The organism is Haloarcula regularis (assembly GCF_029338315.1).
Classification (GTDB): domain Archaea; phylum Halobacteriota; class Halobacteria; order Halobacteriales; family Haloarculaceae; genus Haloarcula; species Haloarcula regularis.
Genome location: NZ_CP119794.1, coordinates 3,141,427 through 3,161,701, shown reverse-complemented (window position 1 = coordinate 3,161,701; position 20,275 = coordinate 3,141,427). Strand labels below are relative to the sequence as shown.

The 20,275-nt window shown below is 68.2% G+C and carries 18 protein-coding genes and 3 pseudogenes; 10 read left to right on the top strand and 11 right to left on the bottom strand.

Annotated elements, in window-relative coordinates; genetic code table 11:
• Positions 1-59: 59 nt before the first annotated feature.
• Positions 60-752, top strand: coding sequence for a phosphoribosyltransferase (locus P1N55_RS17040; RefSeq protein ID WP_276276684.1), 693 nt, complete (start codon positions 60-62; stop codon positions 750-752).
• Positions 753-805: 53 nt separating this feature from the next.
• Positions 806-1,501 (top strand): SDR family NAD(P)-dependent oxidoreductase, encoded by a 696-nt coding sequence (locus P1N55_RS17035; RefSeq protein ID WP_276276683.1) that lies wholly within the window; start codon positions 806-808, stop codon positions 1,499-1,501.
• A gap of 1 nt (position 1,502) precedes the next feature.
• On the opposite strand, the gene P1N55_RS17030 is transcribed toward P1N55_RS17035, so the two are convergent.
• The 7 genes and pseudogenes from P1N55_RS17030 to P1N55_RS17000 form a co-directional block, all read right to left on the bottom strand.
• Positions 1,503-1,778, bottom strand: a complete 276-nt coding sequence (locus tag P1N55_RS17030; RefSeq protein WP_276276682.1) for a hypothetical protein — start codon at positions 1,776-1,778, stop codon at positions 1,503-1,505.
• Positions 1,779-2,283: 505 nt separating this feature from the next.
• Positions 2,284-3,172: pseudogene (locus P1N55_RS17025) on the bottom strand (DMT family transporter).
• A 164-nt stretch (positions 3,173-3,336) separates the two neighbouring features.
• Positions 3,337-4,437, bottom strand: coding sequence for a site-2 protease family protein (locus P1N55_RS17020; RefSeq protein ID WP_276276681.1), 1,101 nt, complete (start codon positions 4,435-4,437; stop codon positions 3,337-3,339).
• Between the two features lie 64 nt (positions 4,438-4,501).
• Complete coding sequence (locus P1N55_RS17015) at positions 4,502-5,497, bottom strand: segregation and condensation protein A (RefSeq protein ID WP_276276680.1); 996 nt, start codon at positions 5,495-5,497, stop codon at positions 4,502-4,504.
• A gap of 3 nt (positions 5,498-5,500) precedes the next feature.
• Positions 5,501-9,088, bottom strand: a complete 3,588-nt coding sequence (gene smc / locus P1N55_RS17010; RefSeq protein WP_276276679.1) for a chromosome segregation protein SMC — start codon at positions 9,086-9,088, stop codon at positions 5,501-5,503.
• Positions 9,089-9,108: 20 nt separating this feature from the next.
• Entirely contained in the window at positions 9,109-9,417 is a 309-nt protein-coding gene (locus tag P1N55_RS17005) for a DUF7518 family protein (RefSeq protein ID WP_276276678.1), read from the bottom strand.
• Positions 9,418-9,536: 119 nt separating this feature from the next.
• Entirely contained in the window at positions 9,537-10,286 is a 750-nt protein-coding gene (locus P1N55_RS17000) for a DICT sensory domain-containing protein (RefSeq protein WP_276276677.1), read from the bottom strand.
• Positions 10,287-10,408: 122 nt separating this feature from the next.
• On the opposite strand from P1N55_RS17000, the pseudogene gatB reads away from it, so the two are divergent.
• Positions 10,409-11,925, top strand: a pseudogene (gene gatB / locus P1N55_RS16995) (Asp-tRNA(Asn)/Glu-tRNA(Gln) amidotransferase subunit GatB).
• Between the two features lie 87 nt (positions 11,926-12,012).
• Here gatB and P1N55_RS16990 read toward each other — a convergent pair.
• The gene (locus tag P1N55_RS16990) at positions 12,013-12,483 is read right to left on the bottom strand and encodes a hypothetical protein (protein ID WP_276276676.1); all 471 of its coding nucleotides are present in this window, start codon (positions 12,481-12,483) and stop codon (positions 12,013-12,015) included.
• Between the two features lie 190 nt (positions 12,484-12,673).
• On the opposite strand from P1N55_RS16990, the gene P1N55_RS16985 reads away from it, so the two are divergent.
• The 3 genes and pseudogenes from P1N55_RS16985 (at position 12,674) to P1N55_RS16975 (ending at position 16,974) form a co-directional block, all read left to right on the top strand.
• Positions 12,674-14,077 (top strand): aryl-sulfate sulfotransferase, encoded by a 1,404-nt coding sequence (locus P1N55_RS16985; protein WP_276276675.1) that lies wholly within the window; start codon positions 12,674-12,676, stop codon positions 14,075-14,077.
• Between the two features lie 132 nt (positions 14,078-14,209).
• Positions 14,210-16,691 (top strand): annotated as a pseudogene (locus tag P1N55_RS16980) (DNA topoisomerase I).
• 40 nt (positions 16,692-16,731) lie between these two features.
• Positions 16,732-16,974: a DUF2061 domain-containing protein gene (locus P1N55_RS16975; protein ID WP_276276674.1), complete on the top strand. Its 243-nt coding sequence runs from the start codon at positions 16,732-16,734 to the stop codon at positions 16,972-16,974.
• A 10-nt stretch (positions 16,975-16,984) separates the two neighbouring features.
• On the opposite strand, the gene P1N55_RS16970 is transcribed toward P1N55_RS16975, so the two are convergent.
• Entirely contained in the window at positions 16,985-17,386 is a 402-nt protein-coding gene (locus tag P1N55_RS16970; RefSeq protein ID WP_276276673.1) for a Rieske (2Fe-2S) protein, read from the bottom strand.
• A gap of 119 nt (positions 17,387-17,505) precedes the next feature.
• Between P1N55_RS16970 and P1N55_RS16965 the strand changes: the two genes are divergently transcribed.
• From P1N55_RS16965 to P1N55_RS16950, 4 genes are all read left to right on the top strand, one after another.
• Positions 17,506-17,928: a nascent polypeptide-associated complex protein gene (locus P1N55_RS16965; protein ID WP_276276672.1), complete on the top strand. Its 423-nt coding sequence runs from the start codon at positions 17,506-17,508 to the stop codon at positions 17,926-17,928.
• A gap of 1 nt (position 17,929) precedes the next feature.
• The gene (locus P1N55_RS16960) at positions 17,930-18,652 is read left to right on the top strand and encodes a methyltransferase domain-containing protein (protein WP_276276671.1); all 723 of its coding nucleotides are present in this window, start codon (positions 17,930-17,932) and stop codon (positions 18,650-18,652) included.
• 64 nt (positions 18,653-18,716) lie between these two features.
• Positions 18,717-18,926, top strand: a complete 210-nt coding sequence (locus tag P1N55_RS16955) for a hypothetical protein (protein ID WP_276276670.1) — start codon at positions 18,717-18,719, stop codon at positions 18,924-18,926.
• Between the two features lie 9 nt (positions 18,927-18,935).
• Complete coding sequence (locus tag P1N55_RS16950) at positions 18,936-19,337, top strand: hypothetical protein (protein ID WP_276276669.1); 402 nt, start codon at positions 18,936-18,938, stop codon at positions 19,335-19,337.
• Here P1N55_RS16950 and P1N55_RS16945 read toward each other — a convergent pair.
• On the bottom strand, positions 19,318-19,929 hold the full coding sequence (locus P1N55_RS16945; RefSeq protein WP_276276668.1) for a hypothetical protein: 612 nt from the start codon (positions 19,927-19,929) through the stop codon (positions 19,318-19,320). The two genes, P1N55_RS16950 and P1N55_RS16945, sit on opposite strands and share 20 nt — an antisense overlap.
• 9 nt (positions 19,930-19,938) lie before the next feature.
• Positions 19,939-20,265 (bottom strand): transcription factor S, encoded by a 327-nt coding sequence (locus tag P1N55_RS16940; RefSeq protein WP_276276667.1) that lies wholly within the window; start codon positions 20,263-20,265, stop codon positions 19,939-19,941.
• Positions 20,266-20,275: the final 10 nt, after the last annotated feature.

Genomic DNA, 20,275 nt, shown 5'->3' with positions numbered 1-20,275 from the left:
CCCGGGCGGTCCAGGGACGTTCTGAAACCGTTAAGGTCCCACGCGGACCGACTTCCCCCATGGGCGAGTTACCGGACGAGTTCCCGTGTACCATCACCAACTGGGAGTACATCTACGGCCTCTGTCGCGACGTGGCCGACGACGTCAAGGCCGCCGAGTTCGACCCCGACGTCGTCGTCGCGCTGGCCCGCGGCGGCTGGTTCGGGGGCCGCTGTCTGTGTGACTTCCTCGGCCTGGACGACCTGGCGAGCCTGAAGATCGAGCACTACGTCGGGACGGCCCAGACCGGCGAGGAAGCCGAAGTTCGGTATCCCCTCGCCGACGGCGCCGTCGCCGACAAGGACGTGCTCATCGTCGACGACATCGCCGACACGGGCAAGTCCATCGAGACGGCCGCGGAGACGGTCCGCGAGCGCGACCCGAACAGTGTCAGGACGGCGACGCTGCAGCTGCTCGACACCAGCGAGCACGAACCGGACTTCGTCGGGGAGTACTTAGAGGAGTGGACCTGGGTCGTCTACCCGTGGAACTTCGTCGAGGACATGTGCGAACTCCTCGCCGGCGTCATGGAGAAAAGCGACGCGACGGTCCACGACGAGGACGGCGTCCGGGAGTTGCTCCGGTCGTACCACGACGTCAGCCACACCGAACTGGAGATCGCCCAGCCCGGCCGCCTGGGGGAGGTCCTGACCGAGATGGAGCGACGTGACATCGTCACCGCGACCGGGGACGGCTGGCGACTGCGCGAGTGAGGGCTGGGCTACCCGCCCCGTAGTTTCTTGCGGGCGGCGCGCGTTGTCGGGCCATGCCCAGGACTGCCGTCGTCGCCGGCGTCGGCCCCGGTCTCGGCGCATCGCTCGCCCGCCGCTTCGTCGACGAGGGGTGTCGGGTCGCCCTGCTCGCCCGTTCGGAACAGTTCGTCTCGACGCTCGCCGCCGACCTCGGGGGCGACGCGCTGGCCGTGCCCACCGACATCAGCGACCCGGGCGCCGTCGCGGTCGCCTTCGAACACGTCCGCGAGCGGTTCGGGCCGGTCGACGTCCTGGTGAACAACGCCAGCGGTGCGGCCTGGGCTGGAATCCGAGACATCGACCACGACGCGTTCGCGGACGCGCTGGCCGTCGGCGTCGAGGGCGCGCTCTACTGCTCGCAGGAGGCCGTCGAGGACATGCTCGCCGACGACGGCGGGACGATCATCTTCACCGGCGCCACGTCGGCCGTGCGGGGGCGCGACGGCGCGGTCGGATTCAGCGCCGCGAAGTTCGGCGCCCGCGGGCTGGCCGAGTCGATGGCGCGCGAACTCGGGCCCGAGGGCGTCCACGTCGCCCACGTCGTCATCGACGGACAGATACGCCCCGCGGACCCCGAGGAGCGAGGGCGAGCCGACGAGACGTACCTCGACCCCGACGCAATCGCGGCGTCGTACTGGGACCTCGTCGAACAGGACCGCTCGGCCTGGACGCCGGAACTCGACCTCCGTCCACACGTCGAGGAGTTCTGACTCAGTCGACCGGCCCCTCCACCAGGCGGTCCTCGTGGAGTTCGATCCACTCGCGCAGAGGGGCCCGGATGCCGTCGACGGTGACCGTGACGCTGCCGTTCAGCCCCCACCTGGCCGTCGGCGCGTCCTCGCCGAACCGGAGGGGCACCGCCACCTCGAGGTCCTCGAGTTCCAGTTCGAAGGACTCGTCCCGGTCGACCGTCTCGTCGAGCAATCGCTCGATTGCGAGACGAACCTCCTCGGCGTCAGGTTCGAGCAGGGGCGCGTGGTTGCTCATAGCCGCCGGTACGTCGGCCACGTACGTCGTTGTTTCCCCTGTTTAGGACAGCAGTGTGTACTTCAGCAGCAATCGGTTCAGAGAGCCAGAAAGCCCCGGCTGTCATCGGGCGCGAAGCGCCCGATTGCCCACGAGACCTTCGGTCTCGCCCTGGCTGAACTCGGGGGTGGTTCGAGAGACCGGCGGTCTCTCGTCATCTGCTCACGGGCCGTTGGCCCGTTCGCAGGGTCGTGGGACTCAGTGAGTCCCACGCTCATCACGAAAATCTTCGATTTTCGAACGACAGCGAGCCGCGGGTCGCGTGGGACCGACGGTCCCACGTCTTGATGAGCGGGCCTTGCGCGGCGCTACGCGCCGCGAAGTCGAGGCGGCGAAGCCGCCTCGCTGCCTGCGAACCAAAGCCGATAGCGCGGGGGCTTTCTGGCTGGTTACGGCTATCGTCTCGTAACTAGCACTGCCGGCTGGACGGTGCGAAGCCATCGAACGGCCGGGACACACCCGCTGACTATTCCGCCCTGTTCACGAGAAAGACGCCCACCACGAGTAGCGCACCCCCACCGACCACACTGAGTCCGGTTCGCTCGTCCAGGAGGACGGCTCCGAGGGCGACGCCGACGACCGGCTGGGCGAAGAAGTACACCGCGACCGTGCTGGCGTCGGCGTACTCCATGCCCTTGTACCAGCAGTACCAGGCCGCCGCGGTGCTCAGGAGGCCGAGATAGAGCACGGCGCCGACGACGGGGAGCGTCATCGAGACGGCGCTGAGGGCGTCCGGGCGGACGTACAGTTCGACCGGGACCAGCGCACCGAACAGCGGCACCGACAGGACGGTGGCGTAGGTGGCCGTCTCGAGTGCGGAGTACCGTTCGATGAGCGGTTTCGCGTACACGGAGAACGCGGCGAAACTGAACGCCGAGAACAGGAGGAGGCCGCCACCGATACCGCTTCCGCTCGCCAGCGCACGCAGGTCGTACTGGCCCAGGAGGACGACGAGCGTGCCGACACAGGCGAGTCCGATACCGGCGAGCTTCCCGCCGGTGAGGCGCTCCCCGAGCGCGGCCACACCGAGTCCGACCATGAACACGGGCGTCAGGATGGTGAGCAGCGACCCCTGGCTCGCGTTCGTCAGGTCCGTGCCGACGAACTGGGTCGCGAGCGCCGCCGTGAGCCAGACCGCGAGCGCGGCGAACCGCCGCCACTCCGCCCGGGAGAACGACCGGGTCGGCGTCGTCAGCCAAACGACCAGATAGAGCACGCCCGCACCGAGTGCGACGCGGAGGAAGGCGAGCGTGAGCGGCGGGATCTCGCTGAACCCACTTGCTGACGACGTACATGCCGCCCCACACGACCGCCGCGAGAAGCGGCGCGGTCGCCAGGATCCGTTCGCGGTCCATCAACCGACTGTCTGTCCACGGGGATTAAGACCTCGTGGATTCGTCACCGGACGGGGTCTGTCTTTCAGACAGGGGCCCCGGGTCACCGAGGGAGCTCGAGCGCGTCGACAGCGGCCCCAGAGCGAATCCCCTCGGCCGGCTGAGCGTCGTCGGCCCCGTCGCCGTCAGCCCAACACCAGCGGGATTGGGACGAAACAGAGCGCGCCGAGCACGAGCGTCAGCAGGCCCACGGCCTTGCGTCTACCCCCGAGCGGCGACTCGTCGACGGGCGTCACCGTCCCGGCCTGGCTGAACACCAGCGTCAGGAAGCCCCAGAACGCCCACAGCGCCGCCGCACGGCCGCCCTCGAAGACGTAGAGGTAGCCGGCCAGGCCGAACAGCGCCAGGGGGACGGCCCGCTGGACGAGGCGCATCCGGTCGCCGACCAGCGCACGGGTGACGTGTGCGCCGTCGAGCTGCCCGACCGGGAGCAGGTTCAGGAAGGTCACGAAGGCGCCGACCCACCCGCCGATGACGACCGGGTTCGGCAGCAACGCCGGGTCGGTGTAGGTGAGTTGCTCGCCCATGAGCGCCGCGACGCCCTGGAGCAGGAGGGGGTAGCCGAGTTCGACGCGGGCGGCGATGCCGCTCGTGACCTCGACCGGCGGGAGCGTGACGCCGATCGCCGTGACGACCACCGTCGCCACCAGGCCGGCCAGCGGGCCAGCGACGCCGATGTCGAACAGGGCCCGGCGCGAGGGCATGTTGTCGCGCATCCGGATGACCGCCCCGAGCGTCCCCAGGAGGTTCGGAAGCGGGATGAAGTACGGGAGGCTCGCCTGCACCTCGTGGCGGCGTGACAGCGCGTAGTGGCCGAACTCGTGGACGGCCAGCACGCCCAGGACGGACGCCGCGAAGGGCCAGGCGGCCACCAGTGCGGTCGGGTCCTCGGTTACCGAAAGGCCGTACCACCGCGTCCCGGCCCACAGCGTCGAGAGGAGCGTCACCAGCGCCAGCGTGACGTTGACCCACGGGACCCCGTCGACGCCCAGCGACCGCTCGGTTGCGACCAGGACGTACTCGCCAGTCTCGCGGCGCAGCGAGACCCGATACCCCCGTTTGCGGAACCACGGCGCGACCCGCTGGACGACCTGTTCGGCCTCCGCCAGCGGTTCGCCGTAGTAGCGCACGCCGTCGCTGGGGGAGGTGTCCACCTCGTAGACGACGAACGTATCTGCCAGTCGCTCGGGGTCGGGGAGGCCCGCCGGCGACGACTGCTCTGCCATTAGGTTCCGTTAGGGCCGGAGCGGTTTAGACCTGTTTCCGCCGTGTGGCACCCCCAAACCGGGGTCAGTCCGCGATGGCCTCGCCCGATCCCGTCGCCGCGCTCGGGTCCTGGATCCAGAGGTCGCCGAAGAGATCGTCCTGTTCAAGGCGGACGCGGCCGCGATGCGCCAGAAAGAGCAGTCCGAGGAACGTCTCGACCCGGGACCCGCCGGCGGTCTCGATCTCGCGGTAGAGCACCTCGGTGCGCCCCTTGTCGTACTGTTCGCGAACGGCCGCGAACACGTCGTCGATGATGTCGTCGATGTGCTCGGCGTGGGCGGTGCCGGTGACGTCTTCCGCCGTCGGTTCGTCGTCGAGACGCATGTCGTCGGCCCCGCGGTAGTCCAGTTCCTGTGTCCCCCGGGCAAAGCCCTTGGGCGATCCCGAGGTGTCGTACTCGCGGGACTCCTTCCACCACGAGTCCCGTTCGGCGTCCCGGAGGTCGCGGACGAGCTCGTCCAGCGTCTGGGGCATCCCGCGGGCACGGCGGCGTTCGAGGCGCCGGTCCATCTCCGACTCCAGCGCGGCGAAGGGGTCGGGCTCTTCGATAGGCGTGCCCTCGGTCATCGCCTGTTCCCACGGCTCGGCGGGCTCGTCCTCCGGTTCGTCCTCGCCGAGCATGGCGTCGCTCTTCATGCGGACGAGCACCGACGCGTAGAACAGCGCCCGCCCGCCGGTCCGCAGGTCGCCCTCGTCGATGCGTTCGAGGAACTTGTCGGTGACCCGGACGACGTCGATGTCCCACGGGTCTATCTCGCCGTCGTCGGCGAGCTGGACGAGCACCTCGACCGGTTCGACGTCGTCCTCGTCACCGTCCGGCTGCTCGGCGTGCCCGTTCGTCCTGGAGTCCACGTCGTCGCCGGACTCGTCGTCGCCGAACAGCGAGTCGGCTGAGGAGGACTCGCCCGGCGGCTCGCGGTCGCGCGTGTCGTTGCCCTCCCCGCTCGACGTATTCGAGCGGCGTGGCCGCTCACGGTCGTCGTGCCCGGTGATGTCGAGGGGGATGTCGTCGTCAGTCATAGGTCAATCGTCCGCGGGCACCTCCTCGTCCTCCGGCCCGTCGCCGGAGAGGTCGATCCCGGTCACGGCGCTCACGTTGTCGCCCTGCATCATCACGCCGATGGCGCGCTCGGAGCGCTCCAGCAGGGCCGAACGGTGCGAGACGACGACGAACTGGGCGTCGCTGGCGAGTTCGTCGACCAGTTCGCCGACGAGGTCGGCGTTCTTCGCGTCGAGGAAGGCGTCGACCTCGTCTAACGCGTAGAACGGCGCGGGGTTGTGGCGCTGGATGGCGAAGATGAACGCCAGCGCGGTCAGTGACTTCTCGCCGCCGGACATCGCCGCGAGGCGCTGGATGGGCTTGTCGCCCGGCTGGGCCTTCATCGTCAGTCCGCCCTCGAAGGGGTCCTCCTCGTCTTCGAGGTGGAGGTGACCCGTGCCGTTCGAGAGGCGCTCGAAGATGTCCTGGAACTGCTCGTTGATGGCGTCGAACGACTCCATGAACGTCTCCTTCTTGCGGGCCTCGTAGGTCTCGATGCGGTCGCGGATGCCCTCGGCCTCCTCGACCAGCGTCTCCTTCTTGTCTTCCAGGTCGTCGAGGTCGTCGGCCACGCGATCGTACTCCTCGATGGCGCGCATGTTGACCGGTTCCAAGGCCTCCATCTCGCCGGCGAGGCGCTCGATCTCGGACTCGACGGTGTCGTGGTCGGGGACGTCCTCGGGGTCGTAGTCGCCGACCTGGGCTTCGAGCTCGTCGATCTCCCACTCGAGGCGGTCCTCGGTCTCGCGTTCGTCCTCGAGGTCGCGCTCGACCTCGGTGACGGCGGCCTGTTGCTCGTCGCGGGCCGCCTTGGCGTCCTGGAGGACCGACTTCAGGTCCTCGCGTTCGGACTTCAGGTCGGCGAGTTCGTCCTCGAGGGCCGCGACCTCGGCCTCTTTCTCGGCCTTTTCAGCCTGTTTCTCCTCGACCTTCGCCTCGAGGTCGACGATGCGCTCCTCGTGTTCGGCCTTGCGGTTCTGGGCGGCCTCGATGTCGTCGTGGAGATCCTCGACGGCGTCCTCGGCGTACTGTCTCTCCAGTTGCAGTTCGTTGAGCTCGGCGTCCCGGTCGTCCAGTCGGTCCTCCAGGGCGTCGATCTCGTCTTTGATCGTCTCGCGTTCGTCGGTCAGCGCGGGCAGCTCCGAGTCGGCGACCTCCGCTTCGAGGTCGTCGATGTCGGCCTGGAGCGTCGCAATCTCGTCGTTCTTGGCCTCGATGTCGGCCTCCAGCTCGTCCATCTCCTCGGCGACGGCCTCGCGCTGGCCCGCGATCTCCTCGAGATCGGCCTCGAGTTGCTCGATGCGCTCGCGGGTCTCTGCGACCTCGCGTTCGGTCTGTTCGATGCTGTTCTGGATGTCCCGGACCTGCTCGGTCGCGTCGGTCTCGCGGTCGCGGGCGTCGTCGAGGCGCTCCTCGACGTCCCGGAGGTCAGCGCGCACGTCGGCACGCTCGTCCTCGAGTTCGGTGATGCGCTGGGCGACGCGTTCGAGCTTGCCGGCCCCGCCCGAGAACGAGAAGCGCGTCCCCGAGGAGGAGCCCCCGGTCATCGCGCCGCTCTTCTCGACGAGGTCGCCGTCCAGCGTCACCATCCGGTAGTCGCCCATCAGCTCGCGGGCGGTGTCCATGTCGTCGACGATGACGGTGTCGCCCAAGACATAAGAGAAGATGCCCTGGTACTCGGGATCGAAGTCCACGAGGTTGTACGCGAAGTCGACGACGCCGTCGGCGCTGGGCAGGGACGGCAGGCTCCGCGGTTGCATCTGCGTGATGGGCAGGAAGGTCGCCCGCCCCGCGTTGCGCGATTTCAGGTACTCGATGCAGGACTGGCCGACGCCGTCGTCGTCGACGACGACATGGGCGAGTCGGCCGCCGGCCGCCGTCTCACAGGCGGTGGCGTACTCGGGGTCGACGCCGCCCAGCTGGCCCACCGTCCCGTGGACGCCCGCTCGGTCGGCGTTCAGGATGGCCGTCACCGCGCGGCCGTAGGAAGAGTCGCCGTCCTGGCCGGCCTTGGCCTCGAGTTCGGCGTACTCCTGCTGTTTCGCGCTGATCTCGTCCTCGAGGTCGTCTACGTCCGACTGCAGTTCCCGTTTCTCGGCGCGCAGGTCGTCGACCACCTCGCCGATGGTCGCTTTGTTCTTCTCTGCCTTCTCGAGTTCCGTCTCGAGATCCGCGATTTCGGCTTCGAGGTCCGGAATCTCGGCCTCCAGGTCTTCGATGGCGTCCCGCTTCTCGTCTTCCTCGTTCGAGCGGCGACGGGCCTCGTCCAGCAGGCGGTCTTGCTCGCGCTGGAGGTCGTTGCGCTCGCTTTTGAGCGTCTCTAAGCGCTCGCGCTTGTCCTCGAGCTCGTCTTTGACCTCCTCGAACTCCTCACCGACGGCGTCGATGCGCGACTGGACGTCCGCGAGCTCGCTCTCCTTGTCTGCGATGTCGGCCTTGACGTTGGATTTTGCGACCTTGGTCTCGCGGATGTCGCTCTCCAGGTCGTCGACCGTCTCCTGCTTGCGGTCGATCTTGACGAAGGCCTGGCGGCGCTCGTTCTCGGCGTCCTCGACAGCCGACTCGGCGGTCTCGATCTTGTCCTCGAGCCGCGAGATGTCGCCCTTGATCTCCTCGATCTCCCGTTTTATCGCGAGCTGTTCGTCCTCGCCCTTGCGCTCGATCTCGTTGTTGAGCTCGTGGAGTTCGTCCTCCAGGCGGATGACCTTCCCCTGGCGCTCGTCGAGTTCGGCCTGGAGCTCGGCGAGCTCCGACTCGAGGGCCTCGATGTCGTCGGTGACCGACTCGAGTTCCTCGCGCTTGTCCTCGAGTTCGGCGGCCTTCCGGTAGCCCTCGTACTCCTCTTTCTCCTCGCGCAGCGACTGGTACTCCAGGGCCGTCTCGCGCTCGTCCTCGAGCTGGTCGAGTCGGTCCTGTTTCTCCTCGATGCGCAGTTCGGCCTCGTCGATGCGGTCCTGGACCACCTCGAGTTCCTCGAAGGCGTCGGCCTTCTTCTGGTCGAACTGGGCGACCCCGGCGATCTCGTCGATGATCTCGCGGCGCGCGCCCGAGGTCATGTTGATTATCTCGGTGACGTCGCCCTGCATGACGACGTTGTACCCCTCCGGGGTGACCCCGGCCTGGGCCAGCAGGTCCTGGATGTCCCCGAGGTTGACCGAGCGGCCGTTGATGTAGTAGTAGGAGTAGTAGTTGTCCTCGGTCTCCTTGACCCGTCGCTTGATGGCGATCTCGTCGACGTCCCCGATGTCCTCCGTGCCGGCGGCGTTGACCACCTGCGCACGCTCCAGCGTCCGGTCGTCGTTGGCGAGGATGACCTCGACGCTGGCCTGGCGCTCGCCGCTGTACTCGGCGTCCTCGTCGGCGTGGCCGGGGTTGTAGATGAGGTCGGTCAGCTTCTCGGCGCGGATGCCCGACGTGCGGGCCAGGCCGAGCGCGAAGAGGACGGCGTCGATGATGTTGGACTTGCCCGAGCCGTTCGGGCCGCTGATGGTGGTGAAATCCTCGTAGAAGGGGATTCGGGTCTTGCGACCGAAGCTCTTGAAGTTGTCAAGGACGAGCTCTTTGATATGCATACGGTGGGCGGACCGTCTCCCTACGCGACGATGATGTCCGACTCCGAGTCCTCCGTAGACTCGGACTCTGCGTCGGCCTCGACGTCGCCGTCGGACCCGGCCGCGACTCCCTCCCTGTTGTCTGCCTCGTCGGTGCCCTCCGTGTTAGGTGTATCGGCCCGCTGGTGGCTCACCGTGCCGTCGTCGCCGAACCCGAGGTCCTCGTCGACGGCGCTTTCCAGTTCGCGGAGTCGGACCTTACACTCGACGAGTTCGTCTGTGAGCCCCTCGACGGACGCTTCCAGTTCCTTGACGTGCGCTTCGAGTTCCTCGACACGGTTGCCGCACATATGAGAACACCAACCGGTCCGGCCACTTATACCTACGTCAGACATTGACATATCTGTTGACAGGTCGGGCGCGCCACACAGGTGCCGGTTCGGCTCGAATCGGTCACGCGCCGGACCAGTCACGAACGGTACGTGTTCTCGACGTACGCGGTGACTGCATCGGTCATCTCGCAGTCGAAAGTCCAGCACCCGCGCCACTCGTTGTCGCCCGTCTCTTCGGCCACCAGCGCCGCCTTGGCCGGGTCCGGGCACCCGGTGTGGACGACGAACCAGGAGCGGCGGAGTTCCTCGGTCGGCGACGTGTAGACCGCGACGTCATCGCTCACCGAGGGGTCGCTGTCCGGGACGCCGTAGACCTGGACGTCGACGTCGCGTTCGACGAGTCGCTCGTAGACCCGGCGTGTCCCCCGTTCGTCGTCGATGCGGGAGAGGTACTGAAATCCCGCGTGGAGTGTTCCGTCGCCGTGCTGGAGCGCCAGCGACTCGATGTGGCGGGACATCTGGATGAGCAGCATCTTCTGTTTGCCCGAGACGGAGAAGGTCGTCTCCTCGAGGTTCGCGAGCACCTCCGGCGTCTCGACCTCGTCGACAGGGCGCGTCCCGGTGGTGTAGAGGTCGGAGTTGACCATCAGGACGCTTCTGGCGATGTCTTCGAGCGACGACGTACCGAGTTCCGCGCCGCTCTCGTCTTCTAGCGTGACCGTGTCCGCCACCACCCCGTCGTCGCTGGACCTCTCACGCACGTCGACCGCCGGTGTGTCGACCATCCGCCGGAGCATCCGCACCAGCGGGGCGGGTTCGGTCTCGTTGTACACGGTCAGCGTCTTCCCCCCGGCGCTGACCGCGTCGATGAACCGTGCGATTGTCACACAGTATCATAACGGGTCGCGGACATTAGGGTTTACTCTCGATCCTGTACCGCCGAGGACGCCCTCACGGGCCGGCGGTCGGGGTCGTTAGCCTTTAGCCACCGGACGCCGAACGGCGGGTAATGACTGCAAAAGCCGCCGAGTCCGGCGAACTCGCGGCCGTCATCGGGCTGGAGGTCCACGTCCAGCTCGAGACGGACACGAAGATCTTCTGTGGCTGTTCGACCGACGTCGCCGACGACGAGCCAAACACCCACACCTGTCCGGTGTGTCTCGGCCTGCCGGGTGCGCTCCCGGTGGTCAACGAGGGAGCCGTCGAGGCCGCCGTGAAGGTCGGCAAGGCCATCGACGCCGACATCCCCGAGGAGACCGACTTCCACCGGAAGAACTACTACTACCCCGACCTGCCCAAGAACTTCCAGATCACGCAGTACGACGCGCCCATCTGCCAGGACGGGACGTTGGAGTTCGGCGTCGAGGGCGAGCGCCGCTCGGTCGCCATCCGCCGAGCCCACTTAGAGGAGGACCCCGGCTCGATCAAGCACGTCCGCGAGGGCACCGGCCCGCTGGAGTCCCGAACCTGCTCCATCGACCGAGCCGACTACACGCTCGTCGACTACAACCGCGCCGGGACGCCCCTGATGGAGGTCGTCACCGAACCCGACTTCCGCGCCCCCAAAGAGGTCCGCTCGTTCCTCGAGAAGCCGAGGAAGTACTGGAGTACCTGGGTGTCTTCGACGCCACCCGCGACGGCAGCCTGCGCATCGACGCCAACCTCTCGATGGTCGATGCGAGCGAGGTGGGCGACGACGGTGCCATCGACGAAGCCGTGCTGGAGGACGCCAACCGCACCGAGGTCAAGAACATCTCCAGCCACAAGGGCGCCGAGCAGGCGCTGGCCTTCGAGGCCTCGCGCCAGCGGAAACTCATCGAGTCCGGCCGCGCCGTCGAACAGGAGACGCGCCACTTCAACGAGACCCACGGCAACACCGTCTCGATGCGCTCGAAGGAGGAGGAGAAGGACTACCGCTACTTCCGCGAGGCCGACCTGCCGCCGCTCCGGGTCAGCCACTGGAAGGAGGAGCTGTCGATTCCGGAACTCCCGACGGCCCGCCGCGAGCGCTTCGTCGCGGAGTACGGCCTCAGCGAGGAGGCCGCCTCGAAACTCACCTCGACGAAGCAGGTCGCGGACTTCTTCGAAGACGTCGCCGAGCAGTTCGACGCCGACCTCGCGGCCACCTGGGTCGCCGACAACCTGCTTGGCGAACTCAACTACCGCGACATGCAGATCACGGACGTCTCGGACCGCTTCGACGAGGTGACCCGCCTGGTCGAACTCGTGGCGACGGACGAGATTACCGCGAAGAACGCCCGCGAGACAGTCCTGCGGGAGATGCTCGACGAGGGCGAGGACCCCGACACCGTCGTCGAGCGGGAGGGGCTGGGCAAGACCTCCGGCGACGCGGTCCAGCAGGCCGTCGCGGAGGCCATCGAAGAGAACCCCGACGCCGTGCAGGACTACTACGACGGCGAGGGCGGCGCCATCAACTTCCTCGTCGGCCAGGTGATGCAAAAGACCGGGGGCAGCGCGGACCCCGGCGAAGTGAACGGATTGTTGCGCGAGGAGCTGGACGAGTAGCGTCCGACGCGCGCTGTTGCCGGTCCCGGGACCAGGTGAGGCGAGGGGACGACGGGACGAATCGGGGAGCGCGAATGCGACCCCGCGCTAACTGTCGGCGCCCTCGCCCGCGTCGGCCCGGGACCGGTCCCCCTCGGGGATGATGGCCGGATCCCGCCACAGGAGCGTGACGAAGATGGCGATGGCCGACAGCTCGATGATCTTGACGATGCCCTCGACGGGCTCGACGACGAAGTGGTCGAGGACGAGCGCGACGGTGCTCTGGTCGTGGTGGTGGCCCCCGCCACCGGTCGACGGGGCGCTGAAGCCGTCGACGAGGAAGGCACCGTGCCCGGTGGTGTGCCAGAACACCCAGGCGACGACGGAGGCCAGCAGGACGACGGTGCCGGCGATGTAGGCGTCACGCAGCCCGACGACCCTCCGCGTGACGAGGTACGGGCCCGCGAACAGCAGCGCCGCCATCGCGACGAAGAGGAACGGGCGCGGGTCCGGCGGCAGCCCCCGCCCCGTGAGACTCTCCAGGGCCTGCAGGTAGATGATGCTGCGCGGAGGCCCCACCAGAGGTGGAAGGCCGCCGTCGCGAAGACGAGCGTGGCGGCGGCGCCACGGAGGACGCGAGCGGTCCGGGAGTCCATATCGACGCTCTGGTCGGCAGCGTCATGAGCGCATCGGAAGTGCCCGCGGCAGACACGCCCGCCCCTCGGAACGACTCGAAGGGATTAATCCGTCCCGCCCCGCAGGCAGGAGTGTGCTCCCGAGCATCAGGTCGCGCCGCTGGGCCGTCCGCGGCGTCGTCGCCCTCCTCGTCCTGTCGCTGTTGACCCCGATGCTGGTCAGTGCAGCGACACACGATCCGTCGGACGCACAGACACTGCAACGTGGCACGCTGACAAGCCCCGCGAACGGGACGACGGTGGTCAGCGCACAGGGCTACACCTTCCAGGGGAACACCAACCGAAAGAAGCCCGCCCGCCTCGTCGCGGTGGACGAACGCGGCCGCCTGGAGTGGACCCACCAGAACCCCGAGGGGACCAACGGCTGGTTCTTCGACGTCGACCCGCTGCCCAACGGGAACCTGCTCGTGGTCTCGCCCCGCGAGGGCAAGACGCTCGTCTACGAGTACGACCCCGAGACCCAGGAGCGGGTGTGGAAGCGGCTACTCCCCTACAAGGACACCCACGACGTCGACATGCTGAACGACACCGCCATGGTGATCTCACACATGCGAGCGTGGGAGGAGTCCAACGAGACGTCGATGGACGAGATCGTCGTCTACAACCTCACGACCGACGAGGTGACGTGGTCGTGGGAGTACCGGAACCACTTCCCGCCCTCGACCGACGGCGGGATGGACGAGGACTGGACCCACAGCAACGACGTCGACGTCGTCGGCGACGACCACTTCCTGGTCTCGCCGCGCAACTTCGACCAGGTGCTGCTCATCGACCGGACGACAGGGGAGATCGACATGCGCCTCGGCGAGGACGGGAACCACAGCATCCTCAACGAGCAGCACAACCCCGACTTCTTCCGCGGCGAGGACGGGACGCCGACGATGCTGGTCGCCGACAGCGGCAACAACCGCGTCGTCGAGTACGCCTACACGAACGGGACCTGGACCCGGACCTGGTCCGTCGGGTCGAACACGCTGAACTGGCCCCGTGACGCCGACCGACTCCCGAACGGGAACACGCTCATCACGGACACGCTGAACCACCGCGTCATGGAGGTCACACCCACCGGCGAGGTGGTCTGGGAGTACTACGTGACCTGGGGCCCCTACGACGCCGAGCGCGTCGCCCACGGCGGCGGGTCCAACGGGCCGACCATCCGCGAGCAGAACGCCACCGGCACCTACGACATCACGGGCAGCGCCAACCTCTCGGCCGGCGGCGAGCAGAACGTCTCGGTCGGGACGTTCATCGAGGCCACGTTCGCCGGGACGCCGCTGGCCGGCGTCGCGAGCGAGGTGAGCACCGTCTGGGGCCACTACGCGCCGTGGCTCCGGCCGGTGTGGATGACCGGGTGGGCGCTGTTCTACGGCCTGCTGGCGGCCGCCCTGGCGCTCGCCTGGCTGCTGACGGAGGTGGGCTTGTTCGGCTATCGATACCTCAAGGCCCGTTCGGACGGCGCGCCGGAACCGGCGGACTAGACCTCTCGCGGGCGCGGGCCCGCAGCCGCCCGCAATCGCACGCACACCCGCGCTATCGGTCGATTCTCCCCGAAAGTCTTTAGACTCTCTCGCGGCGTATCGACCGCTAATGACAGCACAAGGTGGTGGGCCGTGGAGCTGATTATCACCGAGAAGGACAACGCCGCGCGCCGAATCGCGGAGATTCTCTCGGAGGGCAGCGCCTCGACCGAGCGACGCAACGGCGTGAACGTCTACCGCTGGGGCGACAAGCGGGTCGTCGGGCTCTCGGGCCACGTCGTCGGTGTGGACTTCCCACCCGAGTACAGCGACTGGCGCGACGTCGAGCCAAAGGAGCTCATCTACGCCGACGTCACGAAGGAACCGACCCAGGAGAACATCGTCACGACGCTCCAGCAGCTGGCCCGCCGGGCCGACGAGGCCGTCATCGCGACCGACTACGACCGCGAGGGTGAGCTCATCGGCAAGGAGGCCTACGAGCTCATCCGCGCCGAGACGGACATCCCCATCTCGCGGGTCCGCTTTTCCTCGATCACCGACCGGGAGGTCACCGAGGCCTTCGCAGACCCCGACGACGTGGACTTCGACCTGGCGGCGGCCGGCGAGGCCCGCCAGATCATCGACCTGGTGTGGGGCGCGGCGCTGACGCGCTTTCTCTCGCTGTCGGCGCGCCAGCTGGGCAACGACTTCATCTCGGTCGGCCGGGTGCAGTCGCCGACGCTGAAACTCATCGTCGACCGGGAGCGCGAGATACAGGCCTTCGAACCCGAGGCCTACTGGGAGCTGTTCGCCGACCTCGCGAAGAACGGGTCCAGTTTCGAGGCCCAGTACTTCTACGACGACGACGGCACCGAGGCCGAACGCGTCTGGGACGAGAGCGAGGCCGACGCTGCCTTCGCCGACCTGACGAGCGTCGACGCCGCCACCGTCACGAGCGTCCGTCGGCGAACCCGCGAGGACAGTCCGCCGACGCCGTTCAAGACCACCGCGTTCATCTCGGCGGCCAGCTCGCTGGGCTACTCGGCCCAGCGCGCGATGTCCATCGCCGAGGACCTCTACACCGCCGGCTACATCACCTACCCCCGGACCGACAACACGGTCTACCCGGAGGACCTGGAAGAGGACGCGCTACTCGACGCGTTCGTCGGGTCGCCGACGTTCGGCGAGGACGCCGAGTCGCTGCTCGAACAGGACGAGCTAGTGGCGACCGAGGGCGACGAGGAGACGACCGACCACCCGCCGATCCACCCGACCGGCGAGCTCCCCGCACGCAGCGAACTGTCGGACGCCGAGTGGGAGATATTCGAGCTCGTCGTCCGCCGGTTTCGCCACGGTCGCGGAGGCCGCCACCTGGGAGCACCTGCGCGTCGTCGCCGACGCCGCCGGCCGCTCGCTGAAGGCCAACGGCAAGCGCCTGGTCGAGCCCGGCTACCACGCCGTCTACCCCTACTCCAGTGCCAGCGAGAACCACGTCCCCGACGTCGAGGAGGGCGAGGAACTGGCCATCACCGAAGTCAGACTGGAGGACAAGGAGACCCAGCCACCCCGCAGATACGGCCAGTCGCGGCTCATCGAGACCATGGAGGGGCTTGGGGTAGGAACGAAGTCGACGAGACACAATACTATCGAGAAATTGTACGATAGAGGCTACATCGAGGGCGATCCGCCCCGCCCGACGAAACTCGCGATGGCCGTCGTCGAGGCCGCCGAGGAGTTCGCCAAGCACGTCACCAGCGAGGAGATGACCGCCCAGCTCGAGCGGGACATGACCGCCATCGCCGAGGGCGAGGCCACCTTAGACGAGGTGACCGACGAGTCCCGCGAGATGTTAGCGAAGGTCTTCGAGGAACTCGAGGACTCGCGCGAGGATATCGGGGAGTACCTCCAGGAGTCGCTGAAGGCCGACAAGACGCTCGGCCCGTGCCCGGAGTGTGGCGAGGACATGCTCGTCCGGCGCTCGCGCCAGGGCTCGTATTTCGTCGGCTGTGACGGCTTCCCCGAGTGTCGCAACACCCTGCCGCTGCCCTCCACCGGCAGCCCGCAGGTGTTAGACGAGGTCTGTGCGGACCACGACATGAAACACGTCAAGATGCTCGCCGGCCGTGACACCTTCGTCCACGGCTGTCCCCGCTGCGAGGCCGAGAAGGCCGAGGCCAGCGAGGACGAGATCATCGGGCCGTGTCCCGACTGCCACGAGCCCGACGGCGGCGAGCTCGCCATCAAGCACCTCCGTTCGGGGTCACGGCTCGTCGGGTGTACGCGCTACCCCGACTGTGACTACTCGCTGCCCCTGCCGCGCAACGGCGACATCGAGGTGACCGACGAGTACTGCGAGGAGCACGACCTGCCAGAACTCGTCGTCGACCCCGACAGCGACGACCCCTGGGAGCTGGGCTGTCCCATCTGTAACTACGAGGAGTACCGGGCCCGCAACGCCGTCGAGGACCTGGAGGACCTGAACGGCATCGGGAGCGCGACGGCCGAGAAGCTCGAGGCCGCCGGTATCGACTCGCTCGACGCCCTGCGGGAGGCCGACCCGGACCGCGTCGCCGCGGCGGTCCAGGGCGTGACCGCCGGCAAGGTCCGCGACTGGCAAGAACAGCTCGAGGCCTGAGCGCGACAACACCTACAACGACGGGCGACCAACCGTCCACATGGGCTCGCTGACCCAGCGCCTCCCCCGACCGGCCTACCAGGACCGGTCTCGCGCCCTCGTGAAGACGGTGCTCTACCGACTGCTGATGCTCGTCGTGACCGTCACCGTCGCGCTCGCTGTGACCGGGGACCCGGTGGCGGCGCTGAACATCGGAGTCGCCGCCAACCTCGTGAAGACGGTGACCTACTACGGCTACGAGCGCCTGTGGGACCGCATCGAGTGGGGCCTGGTCGCCGAGTGAGTGGCCCGCCTCACAGCGACAGGTGCGACGTCGAGTCCGGCCCCTCGTCGTCGTCGATGCCGCCCGCGTGTCGGAACGCGTAGTCGTCGTCGGTCAGGACGACCGTCCCCCGGTTCGTCGAGATATCGACCGCCGGCAGGGTGGTGCCGGCGGCCTCGCCGTTGTCGCAGTGGCCGTCGCAGGCGTCGAACAGCGAGCCGTGCTTCGGACAGACCAGCTGCCCGTTACGCATCGGCACCCCGCGACCGGTGTCGAAGCGCTGGGCCTCGTGTGTACAGCGGTTGACCCACGCTTCGACCCCGTCACCGCAGGGGACCAGTACCACCTCTTCGAGCGCGCCGTAGGCGTCCTCGGCCGTGAACAGCCACGACCCCCGCTCGTGAACCGTCTCGACGCTCACGAGTTCGTCCATACCGGGGCCTGGGCCGCCACCGTGGAATGGATACCGGTCGTGGGTCGTGGCGCCCCGCTGGCGGCGACGAGAACCGGTGGGTCGTGAGACTTTTCCCCTCGCACTGCGGATTCGGTGGTATGTTCGGCGGAGGCGGCGGGATGGACCCGCGCAAGCTACAGCAGATGATGGAACAGATGGGCATCGATATGGAGGATATCGACGCCGAGGAAGTGATTATCCGGACCCCCGAGGAGGAACTGGTCTTCACCGACGCGGAGGTCCAGCTGATGGCCGCCCAGGGGCAAAAGACCTACCAGGTCGTCGGCGAACCCGAGTCCCGGCCTCGGGACGGCACGAGCGGTGCGGCCGACGAGACCGAGAGCGAGGGGACTGCCGACGAGGCCGACGAGGCAGAGACAGAGTCGTCCGGCCCGGTCACCATCTCCGAGGGCGACATCGAACTGGTGGCGATGCGCGCCGGCGTCGACGAGGCGACCGCCCGGCAGGCGCTCGAGGACAACGACGGCGACCTCGCCGACGCCGTCGACCAGCTGGAGTAACGTGGCCTACCTCTTCGTCCACGAGGACCGCGAGTACCTGCTGGAACCCGGCGAGCGCTTCGAGTCCGACCTCGGCATCCTCGAGGTCCCCGAAGACGTCGCGGCCGGCGACGTCGTCGAGACGCATCTCGGGACGAGTTTCACCGTCCGCCGACTCCGCGGGCCGGACCTCTTTACCCACCTCGAACGGACCGGCGCGCCGATGATGCCCCGGGACGTCGGCCTCGTGGTCGGCAAGACCGGCGTCGCCGCGGGTGACCGGGTGCTCGACGCCGGGACCGGGACCGGCATCCTCAGCGCCTACATGGGCCGGCTGGGTGCGGACGTGGTGACCTACGAGCGCGACCCCGAGTTCGCCGCGGTGGCCCGCGAGAACATGGCGGTCGCCGACGCCGCCGATGCCGTCGAGGTGCGGACCGGTGACGTGACCGACGACCTGGACGAACTGTCCGGGTTCGACGTCCTCACCCTCGACACCGAGGACGCGCCGACCGTCGTCGAACGGACGCCGACGCTGCTGGACCGGGGTGGGTCGCTCGCAGTGTACTCGCCGTTCGTCGAGAACACGCGGGCGGTAGTCGAGGCGGCCAGAGCGGTGGGGCTCGAGGGCATCGAGACGCTCGACACCGTCCAGCGTGAGATGGACTTCGACGAGCGCGGGTCCCGCCCCTCGACGGCCGGGGTCGGCCACACCGGCTACCTCACGTTCGCCCGCCGGCCGTAACCGCCGTGCAGGAGTGGCGCGGGAGGCATACTTTCAAACGTCAGCGAACCGTATGGACGCCCGTATGAGCGACCCAGACGTGCCCGAGGAGACACAGACCTGGCCAGAGCTCGCGATCAGCCTCTACGACCGCCTGACCGGGCGCAACGCCGAGATAACGTACGAGTTCGAGGACATGGAGGTCGACGTCCCGAGCAAGACGGGGGACGACCCGGAGTACGCCCACTGGCGCGTCGACGGGACGCTCACGGTCAAGACACGCGAGCGGGAGTGAGTGGCGACAGTGACGGCGGCGCGCACGACCGACGAACCGATAACGACGGTGGCGGAACTGCTGGACCGCCTCGAACGGCGGCCGGACCTGTCCGTCGAGGCCGACCTCGAGGTGACGATAGACGGGACGACGGTCACGGTGCGTGGCTACGAGGACCTGGTGGCCGTCGACTGTCCGTCGCTCCCGAGCGCCGTCGACCTGGTCCGCCGGCACCGGTCGGAGTCGATGGACGCCGCCGCCGGCCTGGCCTCGACCGGCCTGACCGCCGAGGTGCGCGTCCGCGGCGTCCCGCTGGCCCGCCTCGGCGACGGAGCGACGCCGAGCGGGCTGGCAGGGATGCTCGGTCTCGGACCGGTCGAACTCGTCCCCGAGGGGCTCTTGCTGGCCGCGGTCACTCGACGGCGCGGATGAGCGAGAGCAGGTCGTCGCGGTACTCTCTGGCGGTCCGACAGAGCACGTCCGGCGGGTCCGCGAGGCCCAGCACGTCAGCGACCGGGTCGTCGGGATAGGCGCCCGCGGCGATGCGGAATCCATCGCCGTGCCAGACGCCGACCCAGCCCGTGACCGACAGCGTCTCGCCGACCTCCTCGAGGTCGACCGACGCCGAGTACGACCGGAGTCGCGCCCGGTCACCCGAGTCGACGCGGATCCGCTCGCGCCGCCCCCGGTCGACGTTGCTGAACCCGCGGTCACGCAGCTGGTCGGCGAACGCCGAGACGGCCTCGGAGCGGACCGTCGGCAACACCATCGGCGCGCCGATGCCCGGGGCGAGCGGTGGCTGGAACGTCAGTCGCGTCGCGAAGAAGAAGCGCCACTGCTGGTCGACGCCGACCGCCTCGCGGGCCGCCGCCCGCGTCCGGTCGTCGTCGTAGAGCCTGGTCGCGCCGACGACCCTCGCCGTCGGCATCTCGAAGACTGTCTCGACGGTCTCGTCGACGAGCGTCCACCCGCCCGCAGAGAGGCGGTCGGTCGGGAGCACCGGGAACGCGACGTCGTCAGACACGCTCTGGCCTCAGTGGTCGTCCTCTCGCCACTTGTGCTCGCACTCGGTGCAGGTGAAAAAGCGCGTCTCTGACTCGTCGGCCGCGCGGATCTGCTTCATCTCGTAGAAGGCCCGGTCGTTGCCACACTCCGGACACCGCGCGTTCGTCGTCGGCCCCATGTCGGCGGCGTCGACCTCCGAGGTGTCGACGACCTCCGAGGCCTCCTGGCCCTGCGTGGTGACGGCCGTCCGCTTCTCCGTCTCGGCATCACGCGGTTTCTCGTAGCCACAGCTGCCACAGACCCAGGTGTCGCCCTCTGTCTTCATCATCGAACCGCAGTCGTCGCAGAACTCCATTGGTGTCCCC